This is a genomic window from Halalkalibacter oceani, assembly GCF_023715705.1.
Classification (GTDB): Bacteria; Bacillota; Bacilli; order Bacillales; family Bacillaceae_D; genus Halalkalibacter; species Halalkalibacter oceani_A.
On sequence record NZ_JAMBOS010000012.1, the window covers coordinates 34,595 to 61,153 of the forward strand.

Sequence of the window (26,559 nt, forward strand, 5' to 3'; positions counted from 1 at the left end):
CTGGTCAATTTTAAACATGCAGCTGCTTTACTGCAAGCTGCCGGCAAGAAATTGTGCATGATGGTCGATCATCACCTTCAGCTCCTGAACGGTCTGCCCTCTCCGTTGGAAAAACGACACAAAACCATGTAGAGCAAAGAGACAGGACCATGCATCTCGTTGAGAAACAGGCTTTACGGAGAGGTTTTGAATCGCTTCCCCAAATAGTTGAAAGCTTTCGTACGAAGCATGTACGGTATGCCTGAGTTCATCATCTTTCAGATGAAACATCGCTTCATAATGATGGGGATACTCAATCCCAAACGTGAGAAAACGCCGAAATAGTTCAATCAATTTTTCCTCTTTCGTCAGCGACGTCTCTTCCATCACAGCTGTAAGCCGGGCATTCAAAAGCTGAAAGCCGCTCTCAATAAAAGCTGTGAACACTGCCGCTTTATTAGGAAAATGATAATAGATTGCCCCATGACTACAGCCTAACTCCCGGGCTAAACTGCGCATGCTGACCTGGTGATAGCCTTTTTCAGCAAACAGCTTTTTCGCTGCCTCAATAATTTGGTTCTTCGTTAATTCATCCTCTGTTTTCCGCCTCGGTGCCATCTTTCGCTCCCCTTTATTAACCACTGTTCAATTAAAGATTACTGCTTCTCCCGTACGATGTCAAGAAGATATGTTACGATGATTTCATCCCTATTGATTTTGCTGGAGGTTATGATGCGTTTTACTCACCCTTATCTGTTACTGACATTGGCGATGATTTTCTTTTCGGGAAATTTCATCGTTGGAAAAGCCTTTGCCGATGATGTGCCCCCTTTCACCCTGGCGTGGGCGCGCTTTTTTATCGGTACCCTGGTCCTTTTGCCACTCTGCTATAAAACGATTATCCGCAATCGTCAGCTTTGGCTGGATAAATGGCTGCCTCTCACCGCCATCGCCTTCTTCGGCGTTTTTCTTTTTAATGTCGCCCTCTATGTCTCCGTTCATTATACGACAACGATCAATGCTTCGATCGTTGATGCGCTTACTCCCGCTGTGGCGGCGGTTCTCGGTTATTTCTTTTTGAAAGAGCGCCTCACTGCCATTCAAAGTGGCGGCGTCATTCTGTCATTTTGCGGAATCCTGCTGCTGCTGTCCGGCGGTTCATTAGCGGTCATCCGTTCATTATCTTTTAATATCGGCGATTTGATTATGCTGGCCGGGATCATCTGCTGGGCGATTTATTCGATTCTGATTAAACTGTATGGCGATGACTACCCTGTCATCGCCGGCCTGGTCATGACCTTTATCATTGGTGTGCTGATGCTTTCCCCTTTTGTCGCCTACGAATGGCGTCACGGCCTGCCTTTCACCTTCGGCTTGGCAACATCCGCCGCATTTTTGTATGTCGGTATTTTCCCGAGTGCCCTTGCTCTTTTATTTTGGTACCGCGGAGTAGCCGCCATCGGGCCGTCGAAGGCGTCCATTTTCTTTAATCTGGTTCCCGTTTTCACGACAGTTCTTGCCATTGCCCTGCTCGGCGAGTCGGCTGGATGGTTCCAATTATTCGGTGGTCTGATCGTCCTAACCGGAGTCTATCTATCGACGATTCAGCCGAAAACAGACAAAGCGCCTGATCGTAGTAAAGCTTAATCAGATCAGACGCCCGCCCGTTTGGAAGCTGCTGAAAAAGTACGATTTTCACTTTTTCAGTGGCCTCCCCATTTGCTTAATCTATTATTTGCCTTTGACTGTAATATTCATCGCAAACAACCGCTTTGTAAAAAAGAAGCTTAAAACAAGAAAAAGAAAAAATCCGAGCCAATAAAAGATAATTTTCGTTCCCTCACTAAGGGTAAACGGTACGAGTCCGGCCACGATCATTCCACCAAACAAAGAAAAGCAAGTGATGATGCCAATTCGGAATAGTGGTTCCAGGCGTTTAAACAATAAGAATTCGCCATTATATTCACTCGGGTTGCGCTCATAGAGCCAGGCCCCGACAGTAAGAAAAAGCACAATCGCGACTGCCGGAATCCAAAGATTCAAGCCGGCATCCGCAGCGGTCATTCCGGCAAAGTTGTAAATCGGCCAGACAAACTGCTGAAAAAAGAAGATGTCGAGATTCTCGGGAAAAGACCCGGTATGCGTGGAAATAAAATTGGCGAGCAGCGCGATAAAACCAATCGGGAAGATGGTAAAGATAAACGTTAACACAATTTGCGACACCATTTCCCCGGTAATCGTACCAATAAACAGCGTAAATGAATACATCGCGATATAACCGAGCCACGGTGACAAAAACATGTCCCAGAACTGATTGCCGTCAAGATAAATGGCAAATTCCGAGCCCATAATGACGGCATAAGCGATCGTAAACGTGACAAGCATCGCCACCGTCACCGTCCCGACGCCAAACAGCCATTTGACGAAAAACATCGTTCGCCGCTTGAACGGCAGGGCAAAGGCGAAATCATGCCGGCGTGTATTCCGTTCCGTCCCGAGAAACTGAACGGCAAGCAAAACAAGAAAGATCAGTATCATCATTGCTGTCATGCTGACTCCGAAGATCGCCGGAACCTCATATTGGGGATAGAAGTATGGATCGTTCACCCGTTCCCGCCAATCATTCAATCCTAAAAAAGTCCGCATCGGATATAAAAAGATAAACAATAACGTAATCATCGTCAACAGCACCCAGGACTGCTTCCATTCCTTCCGGAACAACGCTTTAATTGACAAACTCATCACCTCCCAATTTGGCAACAAACAGATCTTCGAGAGCTAGCGGCAGCTCTTCATAATATAGCGGCTCCGTAGCGCGAATGGCCGCCGTCTGCGACGCAAGATCTCCTTCAAGAAGCAGAATATAGACCTTGCCTGTCTGCTGAAGCAAGACGCTGCATGCTTTCACAGAGGCCGGCAATCCTTCCGGAAAGACAACCTGAACCTTCTTAAATGATTCTTTCATGGTATCCAGTGAATAATGCTCTGTAACGACCCCGTTCTTCAGCATGATGATCGAATCAGCGAGAAACTCCAGCTCATCAAGCCGGTGCGAGGAAATCACAACGGCGACCTGAAAATCAGCAACCGCTTCGATAATAAACTGCAGGATGCGCTTTTTGACGATCACGTCTAGTCCATCCGTCGGTTCATCAAGCAAAATATAGCTTGCTTTCGTCGCAAAAGCGAGAATTAGCGCAAACAACGCCTTCATTCCTTTAGAAAAAGCTCCGATCCTTCCATTGTGCGGCAAGGAAAATTTATCAATCAGCTCATAAAATAACACTCGGTCAAAGCGTGGGTAAATATCGCCATACAGCTTCTCAATCTCACTGACACGATAGCCTTTGAGCGCCTCTGTCGAATCTGGCACAAACACAACATCCTGCTTCAGCTCCGGATACCGGTAAATGCTTTTTCCATCGAGCTTTACATCGCCAGCTGTCGGCTGAAGGATGCCGACTAACAGGCGCAGCAGCGTCGTCTTCCCTGCTCCATTCCGTCCGACTAACCCAGTTACCTTCCCAGGCTCAATCGTCAAACTGACATCCGTTAAGATCTTTTTCTGATGAATCGTTTTGCTCAACTGCTCAATCTGCATGATCCTTCCCCCTCACTTTCGCATATTCCTCTCTCACCCAGCCGGCAAAGGTTTTTTCCAGGATGCCCGCATAGGTCGCTTCAATGACAAGCTGCTGGATTTGCTCTTTAATCCGTTCCAGCTGCTTCGGGTCGACGATATAATCCTCACGCGCGGCGACAAACGTTCCCTTTCCTCGTAACGTGACAATCACGCCCTGCCGCTCAAGCTCTTTATACGCTTTGCTGACCGTATTCGGATTAATCACGATTTGCGCTGCCAGCTCACGCACGGACGGCAATTGTTCTCCTTCTTGCAAAATCCCTTTCGCAATCAGCTCCTTAATTTGCTGAGTAACCTGCTCATAAAGGGGCGTGGTGCTTCTTTGGTCAATTTGAATATACACGACTGAACCACCTCCCTTAATTGTATTATGACAAATAGTACAGTTAATCCAAACAAAGTGTAGCAAACTTTCCTGTCTTTGGCAATCCCTGCCGTGCACAGAAAAAAGCTGTCCCTATCGCTGATATCAGCCGATAAAGACAGCTTATCCGTTCAAACAAACTTACATCATCATTCCGGCAATGGCCGCGCTTAATAAGGAAGCCAGCATTCCGGCCGCCACCGCACGCAAGCCAAGCTTGGCAATATCAGGCCGGCGATCCGGCGCCAGTTTACCTAAACCGCCGAGCAGAATGCCGAGCGAAGACAGATTGGCGAAGCCGCACAGGGCAAAGCTGATCACCAGTACCGCTTTGTCACTTAATTGATCAATCGTCTCACTGAAGGACAAATAAGCGACAAATTCATTCAGCACGAGCTTCTGACCGATAAACCCACCGGCGACGACCGCCTCGCTCCAGGGCACGCCGATAACGAAAGCGAGCGGAGCGAAAAGAAAGCCCAAGATGAGTTCGAGCGAGAGCTGTTCAAATTGGAACAAGCCGCCGACAAAAGCCAGAATTCCATTAATTAAGGCGATAAGGGCGACGAAGGCAAGCAGCATCGCTCCGATATTGAGAGCCAGTGTCAAACCGGTGCTCGCGCCGCGCGCCGCCGCATCGATAACATTGGCGGATTCTTCATCCTTCGTCAAGGTAAATTCACTGTCGGCATCGGTTGTTTTCACGACCTCAGGCACCATCATTTTCGCCATAATCAAGCCGGCCGGCGCCGCCATGAAGCTCGCGGCAAGCAGGTATTCCAGCGGAACACCGAGCAGCGAGTAACCGATCAACACCGAACCGGCCACTGAAGCAAGACCTCCTGTCATGACGGCGAACAGCTCAGATTCCGTCATTTTACTTAAATACGGTTTCACGACGAGCGGCGCTTCCGTCTGGCCGACGAAAATATTCGCCGCGGCCGACATCGACTCGGTTTTTGATGTTCCGAGCAGCCAGGAAAGAGCTCCCCCAATGATTTTAATAATCCATTGCATGATGCCGAGATAATACAAAACCGAAATCAACGCCGAGAAGAAAATCACGACTGACAACACATTGATTGCAAACACATACTCAATTCCGGTTCCTTCCTCAAAAAAACCGCCAAAAACAAACTGAATGCCTTCATTGGCTGAATTAATGACCCATTGCACCATATTCGTCAGCCCAATGAGCAGCTCCTGCCCCCAGTATGTTTTCAAAATAAGCAGGGCAAACAGCATTTGGATTGCCAATCCTCCAAGTACTGTCCGCAAGCGGATCGCCCGACGGTTTGCCGAAAAGGCAAAAGCGACAGCGAACACAGCGACTACGCCCATTAAGCCCCATAAAATATTCATCTTCGTTTCACCTCAATTTCAATATGTACGATGCAAAGCCCAAACAATGCGAATAAACCCACTTTGTCCACTTTCCTACTAGCATGCACCGTTTTGCGGAAAGATACCCACTAAGTCATTTAAGTAATTAGTGATTTTGACGCGGGTATGCGGGCAAAACGCGCAACGCCCGAAAGCCAGCGACCCGAGCACTTTTTACCCTTTCTGACCTTTTTACCGCGCGCAATTATTAGTCAGACGTCTTACTTCCTCGTAAACTATAACAAGCTCAATTTTAAAAGTAAATAGGGTTTATTTTTTAGCCATTTCGTGAATGAGACTCGTAGAGACAACAAATGATAAAAAAAGGTATCGCTGCATCATTCTTCCCTTCCCTAAAAAAATGCAAATGAAACAGAGGTGCTACGATGAAAACAAGAGTAGAACGAGATACATTAGGTGAGGTTCACGTCCCGACTGACCGTCTTTGGGGCGCGCAAACACAACGAAGCTTGACAAATTTTGCAATCGGTGAGGAAAAAATGCCGCAGGAGGTCATTCGGGCTTACGCTCATATTAAAAAGGCCGCCGCCTTCGTCAACCAGCAGAACGGCGATATGCCCAAACAGAAGGCAGACGCGATAATTGCCGCCGCCGAGCGCGTTCTGCGTGGTGAATTGTCCGACCACTTCCCCCTCGCTGTCTGGCAGACTGGAAGTGGAACGCAAACGAATATGAATGTCAATGAAGTGTTGGCCCGTCTGGCAAACGAACTACTGGAAAAACAGGGTTCCAGCGAGAAAGTCCATCCGAATGATGATCTTAATTATTCACAAAGCTCAAACGATACGTTTCCGACTGCGATGCATATCGCTACGGTCCTGGCGACGACTGAACAATTAGTACCTGTCCTCAAGGAATGCCGGAAAACATTGGCGCAAAAAGTAGAAACATTTTGGGATGTCGTAAAAATCGGCAGAACTCATCTGCAGGATGCCACCCCGCTGACGCTCGGTCAAGAAATAAGCGGCTGGCTGAGAATGGTTGAGAAGAGTGAAGAATTAATCGGGGAAGGATTGAAACATCTCTATCAATTAGCAATTGGCGGCACCGCTGTCGGTACCGGAATTAACGCCCGGCGCCGTTTCGGGCAACAGGTCGCAGAAAGGCTTGCCGAAGAGCTCGCGCTTCCGTTTGCCGCTTCACCAAACTACTTCCATGCGCTGACGAGTCATGATGAGCTTGTCTATTTTCATGGAGCTTTGAAAGCGACAGCGGCTGATTTCTTTAAAATCGCCAACGATGTCCGGCTGCTCGCCAGCGGACCGCGCTCCGGTATTGGCGAGATTACAATCCCGGCAAATGAACCGGGAAGCTCGATTATGCCGGGTAAAGTAAACCCGACCCAGAGTGAAGCCCTGACGATGGTAGCGGCCCAAATTTTCGGCAATGATGCGACGATTGGCTTCGCCGCCAGTCAGGGGCATTTTCAACTAAACGTATTTAAACCTGTCATTATTTACAATACACTTCAGTCCATCCGGCTGCTCGCCGATGCGATCAAAAGCTTTCACGACCGCACGCTGCTCGGACTCGAAGCGAACGAACCCGTGATTCGGGAGCATCTTCACAACTCGCTGATGCTCGTAACCGCCTTAAATCCGCATATCGGCTACGAGCGGGCGGCTGAAATTGCCAAGCTTGCCTTTAAAGAAGGCCTTACGTTAAAAGAAGCCGCGATTCAGAGCGGTCATCTGACCGGGGAACAATTTGAGGAGCTCATTGATCCAAAAGCGATGGCGTTTCCGGAAAAGGAATAGCAGTCTGCCGCCTATTTTCAAAGAAAGGCGGCTTCGTTCCACACTTCCGATGTGTAAAACGAAGCCGCCTTCTCTTTATCATGTTGACTTGAAGTTTACTTTTCCCGGCGAGCAAAGCGAGTTGCTACAAATATTTCTTCACATTCACTATTATAAATATGAGCAATTTGTCCCGCTCTATCAGCACTAATATGCCGCTGCCCATTTTCAATTTGTGAGAGATACCCTGCTGAAATTCCAATCTTCTGGGCTGCCTGATCTAAGCTGTATCCCATCTTTTTTCTCGCTTTTTTCGCTAAGCTCATCACACTCACACCCTTATGAAGAATTTCTACATATTCTTTTATAAGTTTACAACGCATAACGCATAATCGTCAATTCATTTCGCGTAAATTTTCGTTGGGTGCTGACTGCTTGCATTACGCAAAGTATAATAGAATCAGAATGTACTGAAATGAGGGAGTAAGCATGTTTTCACAACGCCTACGAGCATTGCGATTGAAGCATGGGTTAACGATGAAGGCGCTAGGAAAACAACTAAATGTCGCACCATCCACGATTTCCGGATATGAAAATGGCAACCGCAAGCCCGATATGGAAACATTGCAAAAGCTGGCGGACTTTTTTCACAGCTCAACCGATTATTTAATAGGCCGTACAGACAACCCGGCCCCGTTAGAGCAGTCTGAAGAGCTTAAGCTTTTCTATTCTGATACGATCACCGATGAAGAGATTAACTACTTGAAAGAATCACTGGCTGTTTTTAGGAAGTACCGCGCGAAACAATAACAGATAGCGAAGAAGAGGGGCTGGATCAAAAGGTAAAAAAACCTTTTGATCCAGCCCCTTAGCAATGAGCGAATCCATTGCCAATAGGTCAAAGCTCGTTTGTCTTTCGCTCTCTGCATGTGGCAGCCGCCTAACCATTCTTCCCTACTGCAGAACCGTTGGTAGCCAAAGCGAAATACCTGGCAGAAAGGCAAGCAATAGAGCGGCCGTGATAAGAATCAATAAAAACGGCCAGCTATATTTAATAAACTGTTCGACCTTCGTCCCCGTTATCGAGCACGTCGTATACATAATCGTGCCAAGCGGCGGCGTTAATGTACCGATACTGATACAAACAATAAAGAAAATACCAAAGTGGACCGGATCGATCTCATACTGCTGAATCATCGGCATAAATAATGGCGTCAGAATAACAATTGACACATTTCCTTCGATAAACATCCCGATAACCAGTAGAAAAATCAGGACCACGATAAAAAACATCGCTGGCGAAGACACATGCCCCACCATAAACTCGGTTAGCCTTTGCGGCACCTGTTCGAGCGTCAGCACCCAGGCAAACGCGGAGCCTGCAGCAATAATAATTAAAATCGATGCGGCCGTTTGAACCGTTTCAACAAGGGCATGAACGAGCTGTCTCATCCTCATCTCACGGTAAATGACCAGCCCTAAAAATAAAGCATAAAATACGGCAATCGCCCCGGCCTCCGTAGCGCTGAACACCCCCAGGCGGATTCCGCCAATAATGATAATCGGCAACAGTAACGCCAATATCGCATCTTTAAATGTAAAGAAAAAATCCTTCCTCGTCACCTTAACTTTATTTTCCGTTTCAATTTTATGTTTTTTGGCGTAAACATGCACATAGATCATAAAAGATAAACATAGCACGATTCCCGGCAGCACACCGGCGAGAAATAAGCTTCCAATTGAGACATTTCCCACATAGCCGTACATAATCAAGGCAATCCCCGGTGGAATGATCGGAGTAATGAGGGAGGTTGACGCCGTTAACGCCGTCGCGAAGGCACGGCTGTAGCCCTTCTTTTCCATTTCAGGTACTAGGATTTTTGATTGCATCGCCGCATCGGCGACATTGGAACCCGACAGTCCCCCCATCAACGTGCTTAAGACGACATTGACCTGGGCTAATGATCCCGGTAGACGATTTGTCAGCACTTGGGCAAAGCGCAGCATTCTGGTTGTGATGCCTGTATAATTCATTAAAATACCGGCTGCCACAAAAAAAACAATCGCCAGCAAAGGAACGGATTCCACCCCTCCTACTAATCGTTGAATCAGAACGGTGCTCGAAAAAGCATCGGTAAAGAAAAAATAAACAGCAGTGCTGACGATTAAGGCAAACGCAATCGGGACATTCAGCAAAAATAAGATCAGTAAAACCGATAAAACAACAGCCAGTGACATCCTAAGCCCCTCCTTCCTTTCTAAATTCCAGCTGGAGGGTACGAATGAACGACCTCGTAAAGTAAATAGCCGTAAACAGTCCGGCAATCGGCACAGCGATGTTGATCGTCTGATAGCTGATCCCGAGAATTGGTGTCAGCTTGCTCGATGCCTGCATCGTAAAGTCCATGCCGAGGTAAATAAAAATATAAAACAGTACATAATAAATCGCTGCCGCCCGGACGAAAAGACTGATGATCCGTAACGGCCGCGGCATTTTATTAACAAAATAATCGACGCCAACATGGCTATTGCGCTTCATCGCCGAGCTGATACCGATATAGACAAACCAGACAAACAGCCCGATTGTCAATTCCTCCACCCACGGCAGTGGATTATTTAACAGATAACGTGAAAACACATTCGTACCCGTCAGCAAAATAATTGCCGAAAGGGCGATTGTGGCAATACCATCATCGAGCCACTTTAACCACTTGACCATTATGCTTTCCCCCTGACACCTGAACCGTAGTCGACAAAGCCAGCCATGAACAAAACGCTTCATGACTGACTTTTTTCAAACCGCGATACAGTCTGTCGCAATTGTATCGATTTTTTATGGTTGGTTCTCCAGCAGTTCCTTAATTTCGTCATATAAACCAGGCGTCCAGGAAGGAAACGCTTCATATACATCTTGCACCAATTGTTTAAACGCTTCCGTGTCAACCTCGTTTATTTCGACACCTGCCGCTTCAAATTCCGCCAACACATCCTCTGTCTGTTCATCCAGGACCGCTCTTGCAAATTCACTCGCCTCATCACCTGTTTCTCTCAATATTTGCACAAGATCCTCAGGTAGCGTCTCGACGAAGCTTGTGCCGCCAATCCAGGCGGTAATAAATTTCTGATGCCCTGTCAAGGCAAGATGCTTCGACACCTCATGTGCTTTCACCCCTTGAAGAACGGGCAGCGGATTTTCTGCTCCATCGACAAGACCTTGTTGAAGTGACGTATACAGCTCTCCTAGAGGCGTTGGTGTCGCTGCCGCCCCCATTGCTTCAAAGGCCTGAATTGACATTTGATTATTTGGCACACGAATCTTTAACCCGTTTAAATCTTCAGGAGTTTCCACCTTTTCATTTGTTAAAAGATGACGCTCTCCATACACCGTTCTTGTTGTCACAACTTCAATGCCCTGCTCCCTTAAATCTCCCCGTAACCCTTCAAACCAATCTGTCTCCGTTAAGTAAAGCAGTTCATCTATGTCTTCCACTAAATAAGGAGCCGTTAATATGCCGGCATCAGGAACATAATCCATTAAGAAGTCGTACCCGGCAAGCACGATCACATTGTTACCCATTTGCGCCTGCTCGACGACATCCTTTTCAGCGCCTAATTGCGAGCTCGGATAAAGAACCAGTTCCAGCCTTCCGCCACTCGCTTCCTCGGCTAATTCCTTCCACTTTTTCGCCAGCTCATCGACAGGCTCACCAGGCTGATTTCCATAAGCGATATTGATCGAATAGAGCTCTCCATCTACGGCCTCGTCCGCTTCGTTATCAGCAGCCTCTGGCTCTGCATTCTCGGCAGCCCCCTCTTCACTCGTACCGGAAGAACAAGCCGCAACAGCAGTTAACAAGAAAACCGTAAATAAAAATAGTAACAGCTTACCGATTTTTTTCATCATAATTCCCCTTTTTTATGTCATCTAAGGAAGGATAGCGCTTACATAAAACGCGATCGCTCTCATCCCCATTTCCAATTATAGCAACCACTGGATAAATAAAAATTGCCTAAAATTGCGATTTTATACCTTTTTTTGATATTGTTACAGGATAAAAGTCTCCATACTACAAAAACGGCGTTTCCCTGCTTAAATTGTTGGGAAACCACCGTTTTTATGGAGGCTTATCATTTTGTTATTTCCTTGCTTTTCACATAATTTCATCATACGTATAGCGCACGACATAGCGATTTGTTTTCAGCTTTTTGATCTCAACGACCGGCCCGATTTCATAGCCATTGATCCAGTTGTCCTCGATTTTCGCTTTGACGCAGCCAGCCTGAAACTTCGATTGAAACACTTGCTTATAATAGACCCACTTCGGCAATTTCTTCATATCCGGCCCTTCCCTTTCCACTTTTTCGTCGTTCTGCTTATCATTTGTGACTATATCAAGTAGAGATAATGGTATCATACTGGAATTTCATTAACAGCTTAAGCGTTTTGGTTACTGATTATAATTATATTTATTTTCAGCTTTTTTACAAATTATTCTCTTTTTTAAGCAAATGTTAACGTTGAAAAAAATTGGACGAGAAGAACGGGCTAATACAACAAGATGATGATCACGAGGGACCCCGCTCCTGAAATAGACTGCGCTAAACAGGCTTTGAGACAAATTGGCAATGGCTTCACACGCCACAAGCCCGTTGTGAGTGGGTTTCTCACAACGGGCTTTAAAAGATCGTGGCGGTTCCGCTCATTGCTTAGAGGCTAGGCAAAAGGTAAAAAAACAACCTTTTGTCCCAGCCTCTTCTGTTAGTATGTTTTGATTATTATCCAATTAATTCTTCGTTTTCCCGTTGCTTGATATCCTCCAGGCGGCGGTTCTCTTCGCGATCGCGCTGGCGGTGGGCCAGTCTGGCTGCAGCGCTCGCCGCGATACTTGCGACAAGATCATCAAGAAACGTGTCAATTTTCGGCTTCCGCTTGTCCAGTTCATCAATGATTCCGACCTTTTCCTTGTCAAGGTAGCCAAATGTTGTCACGGCGATACTGCCAAAGCCGAACACGGAGCCGAGCGCTATCGTTTCATCAACCCCGAACAAGCCTTCATCAGATTCGACGAGTGATTGCAGCGGCTCGGACAGCTTTTTCTGTTCAGCCAATATATCCAATTCAACCCCGACGAGGATTGCGTGCTGAATTTCACGCTTGCAAAGAACGGCATCGACGCTTTCGTAGCACTCCTCGATCGTCAAATCGGGATTATATTTCACTTGCAGATCATACACAATATTCGCAATATCCTGAACGGCAACGCCCCGTTCTGTCAGCTTATCACGAGCTGCTTTCTCTACTGCTTCACATGGTACTGGTTTCTTCATTGATTTCCCTCCTCTATCTATCATATTCTACCATACCCGCATCCGCCCGTCTGGTAACAGGAAAAAAGAAGAAGAGCTTGGGCCAAAGGATGTTCTCCTTTTGCGCCGGTCTTAAAGCGCCAACTCTATACTTCCTTCACTCTGGCCTCGAATGAATAATAAAGAATTAGGTATTATTATTTGCTTAACCATCATAAATTTGCTGCTTCTAAGCAATGAGCATAACCGCCACGATCTTTAAACCCACTCGTCGCATTGCTTTCAAAATCAGGCAACGACTAGGCTCATTACGAAAAAGCTGCTGAAAAAGTGAAATCGTACTTTTTCAGCAGCTTCCTTCTATAACTATTGCTGTCCGGTTGTTAATCAACCTTCTGCTGTCTCTTCTAATTCTTCTATTCTTCTTTCCAGGTAGCTGACATCTTTGCGGGCGTTAAAGCGCTCGGCTTTTTCAACCTTGACGGCGATGTTGTAGCTCGGGATTTTCGCCAGATCCTCGTACACACCTTTTGGCAACAAGAAGTTTCCTTCAGGGAAATACAATTCAATGTTGCCTCGGGCAATGTCGATAAAACGCGCCTTGCCGCTGAACACACCGTACTGGTTGTAGACGACGATATTTTCCCGTTCTGTGATGCTTAAATCCTTCGCGTCCTCCGCATTCATGAGCACGTCGTAGCGATCCGCATCATTATTCGGATCATTCTCGCTGTACACCATTGAGTTAAATTGCTTGCCTCGTCTTGTTGTGATATAAAAATCACCGGCTGTTTTGTTCAAGTCGGGAATGTCGACAGCGATTAAATTTCCTTTGCCGTCCGGTGTCGGACAAACGCCGTCCTCACAGAGCCAGGCTCCTCCCCATTGGAACACATCACCCTGTTCCTTTAAATGCTGAATGCCATCATAATTCGGATTCGCCAATGCAATTTCGTCGCGGATCGCCTGACCGTCCGCAAAGTCGATCAACTCGGCATCTTCCGGTCTGACCCGCTTCGCAAGATCAAGATAAATTTTCCACTCGGAACGTGCTTCTTCAATCATCTGTTTGTTTCCATCAATCGGCGGAGAAAAGTAGACCATTCGTTCCGTTGAAGTTGACGTACCTCCGCCATCCTGCTCAAAACGTGTTTTCGCCGGAAGGACAATGACCGCTTCCTTCGCGTCAACGAGCGTCGACGTATTAAAAATAATATCCTGATGGACGCGGATTTCAAGCTCGGATAATGCTTTTTCAACAAAGTCAGGATCAGGCATTGTTTCAAGGAAGTTCCCGCCCGATAAGTAATACAGCTTGATTTTCCGCTCATGGTCTTCAGGGAGCATAATGTTCTCAAGCGACACGCCAAGCACATCTCCCTGCCATTTTGGCAGCTCAAATTTCCAGAGCTTTTCAATCCGTTCAATATTGGCCGGTTCAAAGTCCCCTCCCGGAAGCACGAACGGATCAGCGCCCATCTCACCGCTTCCCTGAACGCCGGAATGACCGCGGATCGGCATGACACCGCAATGTTCTCTGCCTAAAAATCCGCGCAGCAAAGCAAGGTTTGCCACCTGGGAAATATTATCTGAAGCGAAGGTGTGCATTGTCAGTCCCATTGACCAGACAAACACCCCAGACTTGCTCTTGGCAAGCAGCTCAGCCAGCTCCGCGATTCTTTCCTGTGTTACCCCGGAAGAGGCAACAATCGCTTCCCAGGACTGCTCGGCGACCTTCGCCTTTAGTTCCTCATAGCCATTGACATGAGCCTCCACGAAAGCATGGTCAATCGCTGAACCCGGTTCTGCTGCTTCCATCTCAAACCAATGCTTCATAATCCCGTGCATAAACGCAATATCTCCGCCAATATTCACCTGGTAAAAATCATCCGCGAGCTTTGTGCCAAATAAAGCCGACTCGCCAATGGACGGAATCCAGTATTTCTCCATCGATGGTTCGCGGTACGGGTTAATGCAAATGATTTTCGTTCCTTTTCGTTTCGCCGCGTACATGTATTTCGTCGACACCGGCTGATTATTCGCTGCGACCGAACCCCAGAAGACGATCACATCTGAACCGATCCAGTCTTTGTAGTTACAGCTTGAGGCCCCGATGCCGAGCGAGCGCTTAAGCGCTGTTTTCGATGGTGAGTGACAAATCCGCGACGCATTGTCAATATGGTTCGTTCCAAGAAATCTCGCTACCTTGGCAGCGACATAATAGGATTCATTCGTAATGCCTCGCGCCGTTAAATAGAAGGCGTAGTTTTTCGGATCGAGCTTCTTCATTTTATCAGCAATGAGGTCCATCGCTTCATCCCACTCAATTCGCGAAAAGCGACGCTCGCCCGGGCGACGGATGAGCGGATACGGAATTCGTCCGAGCTCACGCAGCTCGGCGCTCGAATACTTGCGCAACTCATCAATATCAGCGTGGACAATCTCTTCCTTCATCGCCGGCATCGTATTGAGCCGCAGCACATTTAAACGGGTCGTGCAAAGATGCGGCCCGGCCAGCGTCTGATCATACAGCCCAGCAACGCCAAGGGCACAGCCGTCACAGACCCCTTTTGTAATAATGTTCTTCGCATATTGCAAATTATCTCGATTATTCCAGACGACCTTCATCGTATCGCGAATATGCTTCGGCTTAACCTTTCCTAAGCCGAATGGTACCTTGCTTGCCCACAGCTTCGGTGCCGGCGTATGCGGCAGTTTGATCGGTCCTGAATGCTTTGTTTTCCCCATAAACAGATCACTCCTTCTTGCATTTTCAGTCATTCTCGCAAAAAACCACCGCTTCTCCTTGCCAGAATCCAGGTAAGGGTAGACGGTGGTTGAGTCTTTTGCAGGTGCGCTACTAAGTGCCAAACCAATTATTTTTTTGAAAACTTCTCTTCTATATTATCATCAAATACGAAGATCGACATGCCAAAATCGCGTTCAATATCAATATCGACAAATAAATCAACAAACTTCGCCTGCAAAAACTCCTCCATCTCAACAGGACGGTTTTTGCGATACATCTCTTTCACCATTTCCGTACGCGCCGCACGCAGCATTTGCTTGCCTTCGTCGGCGGTCGCAATGAATTTCTCTACCGGAGAAAGGTTCCCCTGCATTTCGCAAATCGCCCAATTCTTACAAAATGTCGTATTAATTTGACTCGGTCCCTTTCCCATATGCTTTTTGCGAAAGGAACGGACTAAATTACTGAATTCCGCTTCGTATTTATTCATGTCTGTGGCCCTCGTTTACATGTTCTCTCTTAAAAGAGTAGAATGCCGCCATGAAAATGTCAATAAACTAGCTTGCTAAATTCGTGACAGCATTCTTTTTCTTAAGCTGCTTAATATCAATGCGAATGACAAGGGAGACAACCAATGCCACAATAAACATAAAGCCGAAAATATACAATGTGCCGGCATAGCTGTTTGTCGTTTCCCGAATCCATGAAGCAAGGATCGGGCCAACCAGACCAGCTCCCGCCCAGGCGGTGAGAATATAGCCATGTATCGCTCCAAGCTGCTTCGTGCCAAACAGATCACCGATGTAGGCCGGAATTGAGGCGAATCCCCCGCCATAGCAAGTCAGGATTAAAAACAATACGACTTGGAACAATACGGCATGGGTAATGCTCGGCAAGGCAAAAAAGGAAACGATCTGGATCAAAAAGAACAGCGTATACACATTGGCGCGTCCAAGATAGTCGGAAATCGAAGCCCAGCCGATACGGCCGAAACCATTGAAGACGCCCATAATCCCAACCATCGTCGCAGCGGCTGCGGCGGACAGGCCGGCAATTTCCTGCGCCATCGGCGAGGCAACGGACAAAATCGCAATCCCACAGGTAACATTGATAAAGAGCATCAGCCATAAATACCAAAACCGTCTCGTTTTCACCGCTTCGTTGGCAGTCAGCTGAGAAAGATCTGTGCTGACACGCTTCTCACCCGTTTCCACCTCTTCCATATACCCTGCTGGCGGACGCTCAATGTATAATGCCGAGGCAAACATAATGACGAAATAGGCAATGCCTAATGTGAAAAACGTGTTTGCGATCCCGACTGACTGAATCAGACTGGCCATGATCGGACTGGCAATCATCGCCGCAAAGCCGAAGCCCATAATGGCAAGCCCCGTCGCAAGCCCGCGGCGGTCCGGGAACCATTTGACCAGCGTCGAAACAGGTGTAATATAGCCGACCCCCAGGCCGATCCCGCCGAGTGCTCCATACGTTATGTATAGCAGAATCAGGGAATCGATCGAAATGGCAAAACCGGCCCCGACAAGTCCAATTCCAAAAAAAGTCGCCGCCACTAAGCCGGAAACGCGCGGCCCGTACTTCTCAACAAAATGACCCATAAAAGCTGCTGACAAGCCGAGAAAAGCGATGGCGATACTGAATGTCAACGAAACGGCGCTTAAATCCCAGCCGTGCTGCTCGATAATCGGATTCGTGAACACGCTCCACGCATAAACCGACCCGATTGAAATATGAATCCCCACAGCAGCGAGCGCGATTAACCACCGATTTTTTACTTTTTTCCCTTCCCCCATCTTCATCTCTCCTTTTTTCTGATCAAAATAAAAATCGCCGTGACTCGCTCAAAGGAACAGACAGATTCCTTTAAGAAGCACGACGATTAGTCTCAAGCAGGATTCGCTACTTTCGCACCAATAGTAATCGCTTTCATTGCAACACTTAACACCGACGACAGGGTCGCTGCCTCGATCATTAAATGTTACAATTTATTGAATTCTATTCAATCATAACGTGTTTCTTGTCTCTTTTCAATATTTTTTCTCATACAAATTTCAAAGAAATTGCTTTGCTAAGCTGTTCCACGTGTCTCCGGCAACGGATAATCCGCTGCCTTCACTCTCCTCACTCCAACATTTTATATTCTTGAATAACAGTTTCTTTCTACTTGTCAGTTGTCAAAGAGTATGGTTATATGATAGTCATAAAAGCAACAGATGGGGAAAAAGGAGGAGGGACATGTTGACGGAGTCATTGAGCTCGAAAGAACAGATTGTGAAATATAAAGACAAATCATTTACGTCGTGTGTCGATGAAATCGCGGTCGAATTTCCGTTGACAATTTTTATTAATCAAGTGGAGTTTGCGACAATGGTTTGCAGCCCGGAGAATCTCGACGAACTCGTCCTCGGCTTTCTGGCCTCTGAAGGAGTGATTCGTTTTAGAAAAGAGATCAAGGATATGACGATTGATCGCGATCAAGGCTTTGCCTATGTCGAGCTTTATAAAGACGACTTCATCAACCAGCAATCCTTTTCGAAGCGCTTCATCGGCTCCTGCTGCGGCAAAAGCCGCCAGTTTTATTTTCAAAATGATGTCCGCACTGCGAAAACATCGATGGCAGCGACCACGGTTACTGCTGAGCAGTGCCTGACCTTAATGAAGCGGATGCAAGCCGACAGCCTTGTCTTTCAGAACACAGGCGGCGTCCATAATGCAGCTCTCTGTTCGACCGATGAGCTGCTCGTCAGCCGCTCCGATATCGGCCGTCACAATGCGCTTGATAAGCTGTATGGTTATTCCCTTCTGAACGGGATACCCGTCAAGGATAAAATCCTCGTATTCAGCGGTCGAATTTCTTCTGAAATTTTGACAAAGGCCGCCAAAATCGGCGTCGGCATCGTTCTGTCCAAATCAGCGCCGACCGACCTGGCGATCCGCCTCGCCGAAGATTTAAATATTACGGCCGTCGGCTTTATCCGCGGCACGTCCTTTAACATCTATTCGAAGCCCGAACGGATTATTTTATGAGGATGGGCAAAAAGGTTGTTTTTATCATTTTGCCCATCCTCTAAGCAATGAGCGGAGCCGCCACGATCTTTTAAAGTCCGTTATGAGTGGGTTTCTCATAACGGACTTGTGGCGAGCGAAGCCATTGCTACTGTATGCTACCGAGTTTTGTCTAAGCTCGGTAAGCGTCCTTCGAGCCGTTACATTCTTTTTAAGTGCGCAGCGCCTTTCCGAATCTACCTACACTACTGAAGGAGGAACTACACATGAATTCATGTAAACTGGATCATCCACTTGACGATGTACGTCACAAACTGGAAGCGCAAAAGCCATTCTTGCCAAACGAGCTTTATCAGCAAAGCTCCGCCTTCCTCACAACAGAACCATCCCAGCCTGAGCTGAATGAACTGTTTCATCTCTTAAAAAAATACGACCTCGCTTCGGCAGCTGAACAACAGGAGCGAAATGAAAAACTGAAGAAGCTAGTTTATTAAAAAGTGCGACAAATGCAGGATTTAAGGTGACAAAAAGCCCGGGTTAAAAGGTGGTGAAATCAACCTTTTATACCAGGCTTTTTTACGAGGGCATAACCGATTGAATGAATGAAGCGAGCTGTCGGTCCGCCTCTTCCAGTGAAAAAACAGGAAACGGATGCGTCCCAAGCCGCAACTGTTTCCAGGTAATGACCGCCCGGACATTCGTCAGCTCCTGTAAAAGCTCCAGATCCTCCTCCCCCCGGAGGAGGACAAGCTTCGGATAGGGCGCCTTTTTGTAGCCTTCAACGACGATCAGATCGGGGGAAAACTGCTCATAAAGAGCGAGTATTTCGGCTAAAGACCAGGATTGCTGCTGAATATGAATTTGCAGGGAGCCGCCGCCTTCCACTGCCGTAATCGCTGCACCCGCCTGCCTGTGCCGCTCACTATCCTTCAGGCCTGCTTCGGGTTTTTGCGGCGTATTGTGGCCATGATGCTTAATCGCCGCTACTTTCAGGCCAAGCTCTCCTCCTGTTTTGATCAGCTTTTCCGCCAGTGTCGTCTTGCCGCTATTTTGAAAACCGACTACTTGTAAGACGGGACTATATTGCTCCACGGCCATTCACTCCCCTGTTCATCATCGAGTAACAGCACATCAACAATCATTCCTTTTTCATAGCCGCGCGTCCCACTCGGGAGGACAATGAAGCAATCCGTTTCTCCCAATGAACTGACAATCCCTGATTTATCTTTGCCGGAAGGAGCCGCAACCAGCTTTTCCGCCTGCTGCGACAGACGGGCACGGACAAAGCGCATGAATGGGTTCGGCTTTGGAAAGTCAGTACCGAGCACCGCCTGAACTTTGCGCAAATGAAGCTTGTCAGCCAATAATGCTTTGCGAATCATCGGCCGGACAAAGAGCTCAAAGCCGACATAGCAGGCAGACGGATTGCCCGACAGTCCAAAAATCAGCTTTTCTCCCACCGTTGCAGCCGTGGTCACACTTCCCGGCCTCATCCCGACCTTGTTGAATAGCACAGACGCTTCGAGTTCTCGCAAAATTGCCGGTACATAATCATAATCACCGACCGACACCCCACCAGAAATTACGAGGAAATCAACCTCGGTCAACGCCTGCTTTACGGCTCGCAAACAGGCTTCAAATTCGTCCTCAAGCTTGCCGAAATAAACAGCCTTCCCGCCCGCCCGCTCAATTTGGGCGATCATCATATAGGCATTGGAGTTACGGATTTTTCCCGGTGCAAGAGGCTCATCAACATCGACGAGCTCACTTCCGGTTGCCAAAATGCCAATCAGCGGTTTCACAGCGACCTTAACATGACGGTAGCCAAAGGTCGCAAGCAAGGCGACGGCTCCCGGATTGATCGTCATCCCTCTTTTGACGAGCACCGTCCCTTTTTTCGTGTCCTCCCCCTGCCTTGAAATATTGGCGCCACGCGGGAAAGCACGCTTAACCTCGATTTCGTCCCGGCTTAGTTCCTTCGTCAGCTCGAGCATCACGACGGCATCGCAGCCGGCGGGAATCGGAGCTCCTGTCATAATCCGCACGGCTTGAAACGGTTTCACTTCTCCGCTAAAAAGCGAGCCGGCGCCAATTTCACCGACCACTTTGAAGCGGACCGGCTGATCCTGGCTCGCATGCTGCGTATCGTCGGCTCGCACAGCAAAGCCGTCATAAGGCGAGCGGTCAAAGGCAGGCACATCGTGAGAAGCGCAAATATCCTCAGCCAGGATTCTGCCAAAGGACAGCTCAAGCGGAATTAATTCTGTTTTTCCGGACACATTCTGCGTACTGAGACGCTGAACGGCTTCCCCAACCGGAATCGGTGTTCTCTTTTCAACCATTATGCTCACTCCGTCCTTTAAGAAAATTGCTGACTCTATAATTCCATAGATGAACAAGACATTGCAAGGACAATCTTTCGGCTCACTGTCAATGTAGCAATCTTTTCTGGAATTAGGTAGAATGAAAGTTGGATCTGTTATCCTGTTTTTGTGATTGTACAGGCCCAATTTGCAGCGGCTCGATTGACAGAGCTGTTTAATCGGCAGAGCCACTATCATAGAAAGGATTTGACCGCTATGACAAGACGTAACCTGAAGGGAACCGTTCATGACCATGTGATCCAGAGCCGGGAGCTACAAGAGGATATCCCTCTACTTGTATACACGCCTCCCGAGTTTACACCTTTGAATACATACGATGTCCTGATCTGCCAGGACGGCAACGACTATTTTCAGCTGGGGCGAATCCCCCGCCAGGTCGAGTCCTTAATTGAAGAAGCGGAAATCCGCGAAACAATCGTCGTCGGAATTCCATATCCTTCTGTCGACGAACGCCGCCGGCGCTATCATCCACAAGGAGAGAAAACAGACGCTTATATCCGTTTTCTCGCGCATGAGCTTTTGCCGTTTCTCGATCAGCACTATCCGACCCATCAGCTTGCCTCATCTCGGACCCTGGCCGGTGATTCTCTAGCGGCAACGGTCTCGCTAATGACCGCCTTATTATACCCGAGCCTGTTCGGTCAGGTGATGATGCATTCGCCTTATGTTGATGAGCGCGTACTGACGGCAGTTGAGCACTATGATAAACCGACAGAGCTGGCGATTTATCACGTGATCGGTCTGGAAGAGACCGCAGTGAAAACGACCGACGGACAAACACTCGACTTTTTAAAGCCGAACCGTCAGCTTAACCAGGCGTTACAGGCAAAACCATTTTCTTATTTTTACGAAGAGTTTGATGGGGATCATACGTGGAAATACTGGCAAAAGGACCTCCCACGGGGACTGATTACTCTTTTACCTTACTAACAAAGTGTTGGAACCATTTCATCTCAGAAAGGAATTGGAACGATGCAAGTGATCAAAGTGGAAACAAAACAGCAATTAGACGATGCCTTCCATATTCGCACGGAAGTTTTCGTTAAAGAACAAAAGGTGCCCTTGGAGGAAGAAATCGATCAATATGAAGAGACGGCAACCCATTTCGTCGTCTATGACGAGGACCAGCAGCCCGTCGGAGCCGGGCGTCTGCGCTTTGTGGACGGATATGGCAAGGTCGAACGAATTTGCATTGCCGCAGCAGCGCGGAGCAAAGGAGTCGGACGCCTCCTGATGGAAAAAATCGAAGCAACCGCACGGGGCGAAGGGGCCGGGAAAATGAAGCTCAACGCCCAGCGCCAGGCAGAACGCTTTTACGAAAAGCTCGGCTACGAAACGGTCTCGGGCGAATTTCTTGATGCCGGGATCCCGCATGTTACGATGGTGAAAGTGTTTTAAAGGTTCAATGGCGCGATCACTGCGCTTTGAACAAAACGAGCTTTGGATCTACTGGCAATGGCTTCACACGCCACAAGCCCGTTGTGAGAAACCCACTCACAACGGGCTTTAAACTTTAAGATCTATCCTGGATTTTTGTTCCCCTGCCAAGTAATTCACTTTCAACTCCGCTTCCTACTACGGCAGGTAAAAAACATATCTGACCACTAAAACTGTATTCGATGTACGCGCTACCACAGCCCCCTCACAGAACGAAGGCGATCGCGGCAGAGGATTATCACCGTTACTAAAGCAAGGAACGGAAGAAGCTGTCTCAAAGAGACAGCTCGCTTTTTATTTGCAGGACGGCTTTGACAGAAGTCTGAAAACCATTTTTACAACTATTGTTAATAGACTAATCAACAGCAGTTCTGACAGAGCCACGCTCATACTAAACATTCAGCTTTGTCCCCTCTCTCACTCAAAATAAGCTTTAACAATTTCCCTGGCAATATGCTGCGCCATTCCCTGCCTGGCACCGTGACGGTCAAGCTTGGCGTGCGGGACGACAACGGCAAAGGCGATTTCAGGGTCGCTGTATGGCGCAAATCCTACAAACGTTTGCGTCTCGCCGTCGATGACCGTCTTCCGCTCTTCGCCAACGGCGATCTTCACTTGGGCAGTGCCTGTCTTCCCAGCCACTTCATACTGCGGGATCTCCGCAAATCTTGTGGCGGCATTTCCGTGCGTGACGACACGGCGCAGTCCTGCCTTCACCCGCTCGAGATGGGCGTCGCTCATTTCAATGCGATTTAAGACAGTCGGCTCAAATTGCTGGACGACGACGCCTGGCTCCTCTCTGTCCGTTGTCGGCTCACGGATTTCCCTCACGAGATTAAGCTTCATCCGGTAGCCGTCATTGGCAATCGTCGCGATGTACTGGGCGAGCTGGAGCGCCGTATACGTATCATACTGTCCGATCATTAAATCAAGCAGCTTCCCGCCATTCGTATTCGCTCCCTCCATCCCGTTAAAATAAGTTGGCAGATCGATTCCCGTCTCCGTGCCAAGTCCGAATTGCGAGAAGCTGTTGCGCACAGTTTGATAGGCTTCTGCGATCGTCTCACTAGTCCAGCCGCATTGCGTGTGAGGCGCGCTGTAATAGCAATTGGCAAGCCTCATTCCGATTTCAAACATATAGACATTTGAGGATTGCTCAAGCGCATAAAGATCATCAATCCAGCCAAAGCCGGTTTTATTCCAGGTGCTTTTTGGCGGGGTCGACGGCAAATAAATTGTCCGGTCGTTAAACTGTGTCCCGGGCTGGGCAACCCCTTCATGAAAGCCGGTTAAAACCGAGGCCGCTTTAATCGAAGAGCCCATTTCAAACCCTTTGTTGACCACACCTAAATGATCGGCGCTGTTTGTCCCGTCTCCTGAATCAAGGAAGCCGGCCATCGCCAGCACATCGCCGGACTTCGGATTGAGGATCACCGCATAGGCAGAGCGGTCCTTGATAAACGACTGCCGGCCCGCATTGCTCATTTCATTTTCAATAATTGTCTCAAGCTTTTGCTGGAGTTCCATATCGATTGTCAGAATCAAATCATTGCCTCTCAGGCCGGAGTGCTGTTGTGCCTTGCCGGCTTCACCTTGCGTATGAACCGCCTTGACTCCCTTCAACACTTCCTCATATTGGGCCTCAAGATAGCTTACCCCAACGACTTCATTCCGTTGATAGCCTCGCGCGACATAGCTGTCGAGCTTCTCGCCCGGAATAAAATTGACATTGCCAAAAATGCCGCGCAACGAGCTTCCATATGGGTAGGACCGCCGGGAATCAAGCTGGATGTCGACTCCGGGCAGTTCAGCTAAATGTTCGATAAGCAAATGCGCTTCTTCCTCCGTCAAATTGCGTTTAATCCGTTGCGGTGCGATGGCCGTTCCCTGAATCATTTCACGGTAAATGGCGATGATCGCCAAATCCTTCCTACTTAACGCCGCCAGCTGCTCCGCGGTGATCGCGTCCAGCTCTAATTGATAGACCTTCGCATGGCTCAGCTCATTATTTTGTTTGTCAGAGCCGAGCAGCTGGCGTCGCTCATTTTCATCCATCGTCAGCAAAAGATAATCTTTCATATCCCGTTCAGTTACATTTGACGGATCAATCTCAAGAAAGGATGCCAGCTTTTGCGCGATGTCTAACAGCACAGTCGGACTCGTGTTGGCTGAAGGCATCATATATGTTAATGAGAGTTCCACTTCATTGTCGACGACAACCTTGCCATATCTATCGAGCATCAATCCCCTCGGGGCATCCGTTTGAATCAGCCGCTCCTGTGCTGAAGCTAATTGCGCTTCAAATTGTTCTCCATGTAAAATCTGAACATAGCCAAGCCGTACAACCAACAACGTGAATAAGAGAAAAATCGTCGCAAACAGAATTTGCAGCCGCTGCTGATAATGCACTTTCCTTTTTTCCATTTTCGTCTCCTCTTCCTTACACCGCTATTCCTGTGCCAGCTGCTCCAAAATCGCTCTGACCTTCGGCACGACATAGGAGCTGCCTCCGCGATGTTCGACATTTTCAATCATCATCAGCACCAGCTGTTCCGGATTGTCAGCATGAAAAGCGATAAATCCGCCATTTTCCTTTCCCGCTTCACCCTGGGTTTGTTTATATTCCGTCGTTCCGGTTTTTCCGGCGAGCGTACCTGCGCCTCCTACCCCTTCCGCAGCAACCGCCGTCAGGTCTGCGACAATTTTTCCGGCATCCTCTGTTTCTATGACGTCAGCCTTCCAAACGGAAGGTCGTTCGTCCTTGTAAAGCAGCGGCTTAGGCATCTCTCCGGTTATGAATGGAGCATACAACAGCGCGAGATGCAAAGGCGTGACGAGCAGCTCCCCTTGGCCATACGCGGTGTCCGCCAGTTGAATGTCCGAGCTGATTCCGTTATTCGCCACGGTGGACATCGCCATTCCGTACGGAAACGGAATCTCTTCGTGAAATCCAAAGGAGTTCAGCCCGCTCAGAAACGCATCAGCTCCGAGCTCCAGTGCCATCTGGGCAAAATAAATATTGTCAGAGTGGACGAGGGCAGCGGTTAAATCAACACGGTTAACTTCGTTTACTCTCGTGATGGCGTAATTTCCCCATGAGGAATCCTTTTGCCACTGTTTCCCGCTAATCTGTTTCTCCTCTTCACTATCCCAGTTATGGGCAAGGCCGATCGCCGCTGTCACCGGCTTCATGATTGAACCTGGCGCATATCTTTGGGTGAAACGGTTCAACAAAGGTTTTGCTTCATTTTCATTGAGCCGCTGCCATGCTTCTGCCGTTAAGCCGCGAATGAATTCGTTCGGGTCATAGGCAGGAGAGCTGACCAGTGACAGCACCTCTCCTGTATTTGGATTCAACGAAACCGCCGTGCCCGGTTCATTGGAAAATTGCTCGTAAATCATTTGCTGCTGACCGGCGTCAATCGTTAATTGGATATCCTCCCCATCAACCGCTTCCTTTCTGGCAATCTCGGCTTTTTGATTCCCCTGTTGATCAACAATGTAAATGACGCTGCCGTCCTCGCCGCGCAGCTTGGGCTCTACTATTTTTTCAAGCCCTGCTTTGCCAATCTGATCATGGGCTTGATAGCCCTCGCTGTTCAATTTTTCTAATTCCTCAGCAGAGATCGGACCTATGTAGCCGGTTAGATGAGCCGTCGCCTGTTTAAACGGGTACACTCTGGCGCCGACCTCCCGGTAAGTCGCTCCGGCAATGTCATGAATCTGCGCCACGGTTTCCTGCTGCTCCACCGGAATGGAAAGCAGTGGAACAAACATGTCAGGCTTGATCCATTCCTGCTGTAACGCCTCTTTTATTTGCTGCTGCGAGAGACCGAGAACATGTGCCAGCTGCTCAACGGTTTCCTGCTCTGACTCGATCCGCTCCGGCACGAGCCCGATTTCATACATGACTCCATTAACAGCTAAGCCGGAACGGTTTCGATCAAACAATTCTCCGCGCTTCGCAGGCAGCGTTTCGACCCGTACTTTATCTCCCTCCGCCAGCTCAGGAAAAATTAACCCTGGCGTCCAGTCGATTTTCCAGGTTTTCGTCTCATCATGAAAAACCAGTTCCGCCACGGCAGCGGTTGTTACCTCTCCAGCTCTTGTCAGCATCCTTTGTGTAAAGGAAAGCGGATATGGCTCATTTTTTGATCGCTTTGTTTCCTCGTCTATTTGCTCAACGTTGATCGTCAGCTCTTTTGCCTCAATTCCCTGGTAAATCTTTTCGTACCGTTCAATAAACGCTTTCGCCGAAATCGCTTCTTTTGCAGAGTCTGTCAATAATTCATACATCTCTTCATAGTTTCCTTGCTGCAAATAACCGGCGAAGTCGTGAAAAGCTTCCTCTGGAGTTTGCTCCTCCTTGCTGCAGGCGAAAATAGAGAGACAAAGAAGGATTGATACACATCCAAGCATGATTTTTTTCGCATCCATTTTTTGAACCTGCCCTTCCATTCAGTAAGAAAAACACCTCTGGCGTCTTTGCTTTATAGCGGTGCGCAAAAGCCGGCGCCCCGCCAATTTTTACA

At 48.1% G+C, this 26,559-nt stretch carries 25 protein-coding genes; 7 read left to right on the forward strand and 18 right to left on the reverse strand.

Annotated features, from left to right (window positions below; all coding sequences use genetic code 11):
- Positions 1 to 27: 27 nt before the first annotated feature.
- Positions 28 to 597, reverse strand: a complete 570-nt coding sequence (locus M3212_RS12520; protein WP_251194323.1) for a TetR/AcrR family transcriptional regulator — start codon at positions 595 to 597, stop codon at positions 28 to 30.
- A gap of 78 nt (positions 598 to 675) precedes the next feature.
- On the opposite strand from M3212_RS12520, the gene M3212_RS12525 reads away from it, so the two are divergent.
- Positions 676 to 1,626: a DMT family transporter gene (locus M3212_RS12525; protein ID WP_251194324.1), complete on the forward strand. Its 951-nt coding sequence runs from the start codon at positions 676 to 678 to the stop codon at positions 1,624 to 1,626.
- 84 nt (positions 1,627 to 1,710) lie between these two features.
- On the opposite strand, the gene M3212_RS12530 is transcribed toward M3212_RS12525, so the two are convergent.
- The 4 genes from M3212_RS12530 to M3212_RS12545 all read right to left on the reverse strand — a co-directional run bounded on the left by M3212_RS12530 (position 1,711) and on the right by M3212_RS12545 (position 5,348).
- Positions 1,711 to 2,715: an ABC-2 transporter permease gene (locus M3212_RS12530; protein ID WP_251194325.1), complete on the reverse strand. Its 1,005-nt coding sequence runs from the start codon at positions 2,713 to 2,715 to the stop codon at positions 1,711 to 1,713.
- Positions 2,705 to 3,583, reverse strand: coding sequence for an ABC transporter ATP-binding protein (locus M3212_RS12535; protein WP_251194387.1), 879 nt, complete (start codon positions 3,581 to 3,583; stop codon positions 2,705 to 2,707). The genes M3212_RS12530 and M3212_RS12535 overlap by 11 nt, the downstream gene beginning before the upstream one ends.
- On the reverse strand, positions 3,570 to 3,965 hold the full coding sequence (locus M3212_RS12540) for a GntR family transcriptional regulator (RefSeq protein ID WP_251194326.1): 396 nt from the start codon (positions 3,963 to 3,965) through the stop codon (positions 3,570 to 3,572). Before M3212_RS12540 ends, M3212_RS12535 begins: the two co-directional genes overlap by 14 nt.
- 162 nt (positions 3,966 to 4,127) lie before the next feature.
- Positions 4,128 to 5,348 carry a NupC/NupG family nucleoside CNT transporter gene (locus M3212_RS12545; RefSeq protein WP_251194327.1) on the reverse strand — a complete coding sequence of 407 codons (1,221 nt, stop codon included), beginning with the start codon at positions 5,346 to 5,348 and terminating at the stop codon, positions 4,128 to 4,130.
- Positions 5,349 to 5,755: 407 nt separating this feature from the next.
- Here M3212_RS12545 and fumC point away from each other — a divergent pair, with 407 nt between their 5' ends.
- Positions 5,756 to 7,147, forward strand: coding sequence for a class II fumarate hydratase (gene fumC, locus M3212_RS12550; RefSeq protein WP_251194328.1), 1,392 nt, complete (start codon positions 5,756 to 5,758; stop codon positions 7,145 to 7,147).
- Between the two features lie 95 nt (positions 7,148 to 7,242).
- Here fumC and M3212_RS12555 read toward each other — a convergent pair whose 3' ends face one another.
- Positions 7,243 to 7,452 (reverse strand): helix-turn-helix domain-containing protein, encoded by a 210-nt coding sequence (locus M3212_RS12555; RefSeq protein WP_251194329.1) that lies wholly within the window; start codon positions 7,450 to 7,452, stop codon positions 7,243 to 7,245.
- A 163-nt stretch (positions 7,453 to 7,615) separates the two neighbouring features.
- Here M3212_RS12555 and M3212_RS12560 point away from each other — a divergent pair, with 163 nt between their 5' ends.
- The gene (locus tag M3212_RS12560; RefSeq protein WP_251194330.1) at positions 7,616 to 7,936 is read left to right on the forward strand and encodes a helix-turn-helix domain-containing protein; all 321 of its coding nucleotides are present in this window, start codon (positions 7,616 to 7,618) and stop codon (positions 7,934 to 7,936) included.
- A gap of 144 nt (positions 7,937 to 8,080) precedes the next feature.
- Here M3212_RS12560 and M3212_RS12565 read toward each other — a convergent pair whose 3' ends face one another.
- The 8 genes from M3212_RS12565 to M3212_RS12600 form a co-directional block, all read right to left on the reverse strand.
- On the reverse strand, positions 8,081 to 9,364 hold the full coding sequence (locus tag M3212_RS12565; protein ID WP_251194331.1) for a TRAP transporter large permease: 1,284 nt from the start codon (positions 9,362 to 9,364) through the stop codon (positions 8,081 to 8,083).
- Position 9,365: 1 nt separating this feature from the next.
- Positions 9,366 to 9,845 carry a TRAP transporter small permease gene (locus M3212_RS12570; protein WP_251194332.1) on the reverse strand — a complete coding sequence of 160 codons (480 nt, stop codon included), beginning with the start codon at positions 9,843 to 9,845 and terminating at the stop codon, positions 9,366 to 9,368.
- A 114-nt stretch (positions 9,846 to 9,959) separates the two neighbouring features.
- Entirely contained in the window at positions 9,960 to 11,027 is a 1,068-nt protein-coding gene (locus M3212_RS12575; RefSeq protein ID WP_251194333.1) for a C4-dicarboxylate TRAP transporter substrate-binding protein, read from the reverse strand.
- Positions 11,028 to 11,277: 250 nt separating this feature from the next.
- A complete protein-coding gene (locus tag M3212_RS12580) occupies positions 11,278 to 11,463 on the reverse strand; it encodes a hypothetical protein (RefSeq protein ID WP_251194334.1) in 186 nt (61 codons plus the stop codon).
- A gap of 439 nt (positions 11,464 to 11,902) precedes the next feature.
- Positions 11,903 to 12,454, reverse strand: coding sequence for a phosphatidylglycerophosphatase A family protein (locus tag M3212_RS12585; protein ID WP_251194335.1), 552 nt, complete (start codon positions 12,452 to 12,454; stop codon positions 11,903 to 11,905).
- Between the two features lie 366 nt (positions 12,455 to 12,820).
- Positions 12,821 to 15,181: an FdhF/YdeP family oxidoreductase gene (locus M3212_RS12590; RefSeq protein WP_251194336.1), complete on the reverse strand. Its 2,361-nt coding sequence runs from the start codon at positions 15,179 to 15,181 to the stop codon at positions 12,821 to 12,823.
- A 128-nt stretch (positions 15,182 to 15,309) separates the two neighbouring features.
- Positions 15,310 to 15,672, reverse strand: a complete 363-nt coding sequence (locus M3212_RS12595) for a DUF2294 domain-containing protein (protein ID WP_251194337.1) — start codon at positions 15,670 to 15,672, stop codon at positions 15,310 to 15,312.
- Positions 15,673 to 15,739: 67 nt separating this feature from the next.
- The gene (locus tag M3212_RS12600) at positions 15,740 to 16,999 is read right to left on the reverse strand and encodes an L-lactate MFS transporter (protein ID WP_251194338.1); all 1,260 of its coding nucleotides are present in this window, start codon (positions 16,997 to 16,999) and stop codon (positions 15,740 to 15,742) included.
- Between the two features lie 439 nt (positions 17,000 to 17,438).
- Here M3212_RS12600 and fdhD point away from each other — a divergent pair, with 439 nt between their 5' ends.
- Positions 17,439 to 18,227, forward strand: a complete 789-nt coding sequence (fdhD, locus tag M3212_RS12605; RefSeq protein ID WP_251194339.1) for a formate dehydrogenase accessory sulfurtransferase FdhD — start codon at positions 17,439 to 17,441, stop codon at positions 18,225 to 18,227.
- Between the two features lie 245 nt (positions 18,228 to 18,472).
- Positions 18,473 to 18,700 (forward strand): group-specific protein, encoded by a 228-nt coding sequence (locus M3212_RS12610; protein ID WP_251194340.1) that lies wholly within the window; start codon positions 18,473 to 18,475, stop codon positions 18,698 to 18,700.
- A gap of 82 nt (positions 18,701 to 18,782) precedes the next feature.
- Here the strand turns inward: M3212_RS12610 and mobB are convergent, their stop codons facing one another.
- Both mobB and M3212_RS12620 read right to left on the reverse strand, forming a co-directional pair.
- Entirely contained in the window at positions 18,783 to 19,304 is a 522-nt protein-coding gene (mobB, locus tag M3212_RS12615; RefSeq protein WP_285874350.1) for a molybdopterin-guanine dinucleotide biosynthesis protein B, read from the reverse strand.
- A complete protein-coding gene (locus M3212_RS12620; protein ID WP_251194342.1) occupies positions 19,268 to 20,548 on the reverse strand; it encodes a molybdopterin molybdotransferase MoeA in 1,281 nt (426 codons plus the stop codon). Before M3212_RS12620 ends, mobB begins: the two co-directional genes overlap by 37 nt.
- 237 nt (positions 20,549 to 20,785) lie before the next feature.
- Here M3212_RS12620 and M3212_RS12625 point away from each other — a divergent pair, with 237 nt between their 5' ends.
- A complete protein-coding gene (locus M3212_RS12625; protein WP_251194343.1) occupies positions 20,786 to 21,520 on the forward strand; it encodes an alpha/beta hydrolase in 735 nt (244 codons plus the stop codon).
- Between the two features lie 42 nt (positions 21,521 to 21,562).
- On the forward strand, positions 21,563 to 21,988 hold the full coding sequence (locus M3212_RS12630; protein ID WP_251194344.1) for a GNAT family N-acetyltransferase: 426 nt from the start codon (positions 21,563 to 21,565) through the stop codon (positions 21,986 to 21,988).
- Positions 21,989 to 22,444: 456 nt separating this feature from the next.
- Here the strand turns inward: M3212_RS12630 and M3212_RS12635 are convergent, their stop codons facing one another.
- Both M3212_RS12635 and M3212_RS12640 read right to left on the reverse strand, forming a co-directional pair.
- The gene (locus M3212_RS12635) at positions 22,445 to 24,451 is read right to left on the reverse strand and encodes a peptidoglycan D,D-transpeptidase FtsI family protein (RefSeq protein ID WP_251194345.1); all 2,007 of its coding nucleotides are present in this window, start codon (positions 24,449 to 24,451) and stop codon (positions 22,445 to 22,447) included.
- A gap of 24 nt (positions 24,452 to 24,475) precedes the next feature.
- Positions 24,476 to 26,464 carry a penicillin-binding transpeptidase domain-containing protein gene (locus tag M3212_RS12640; RefSeq protein WP_251194346.1) on the reverse strand — a complete coding sequence of 663 codons (1,989 nt, stop codon included), beginning with the start codon at positions 26,462 to 26,464 and terminating at the stop codon, positions 24,476 to 24,478.
- Positions 26,465 to 26,559: the final 95 nt, after the last annotated feature.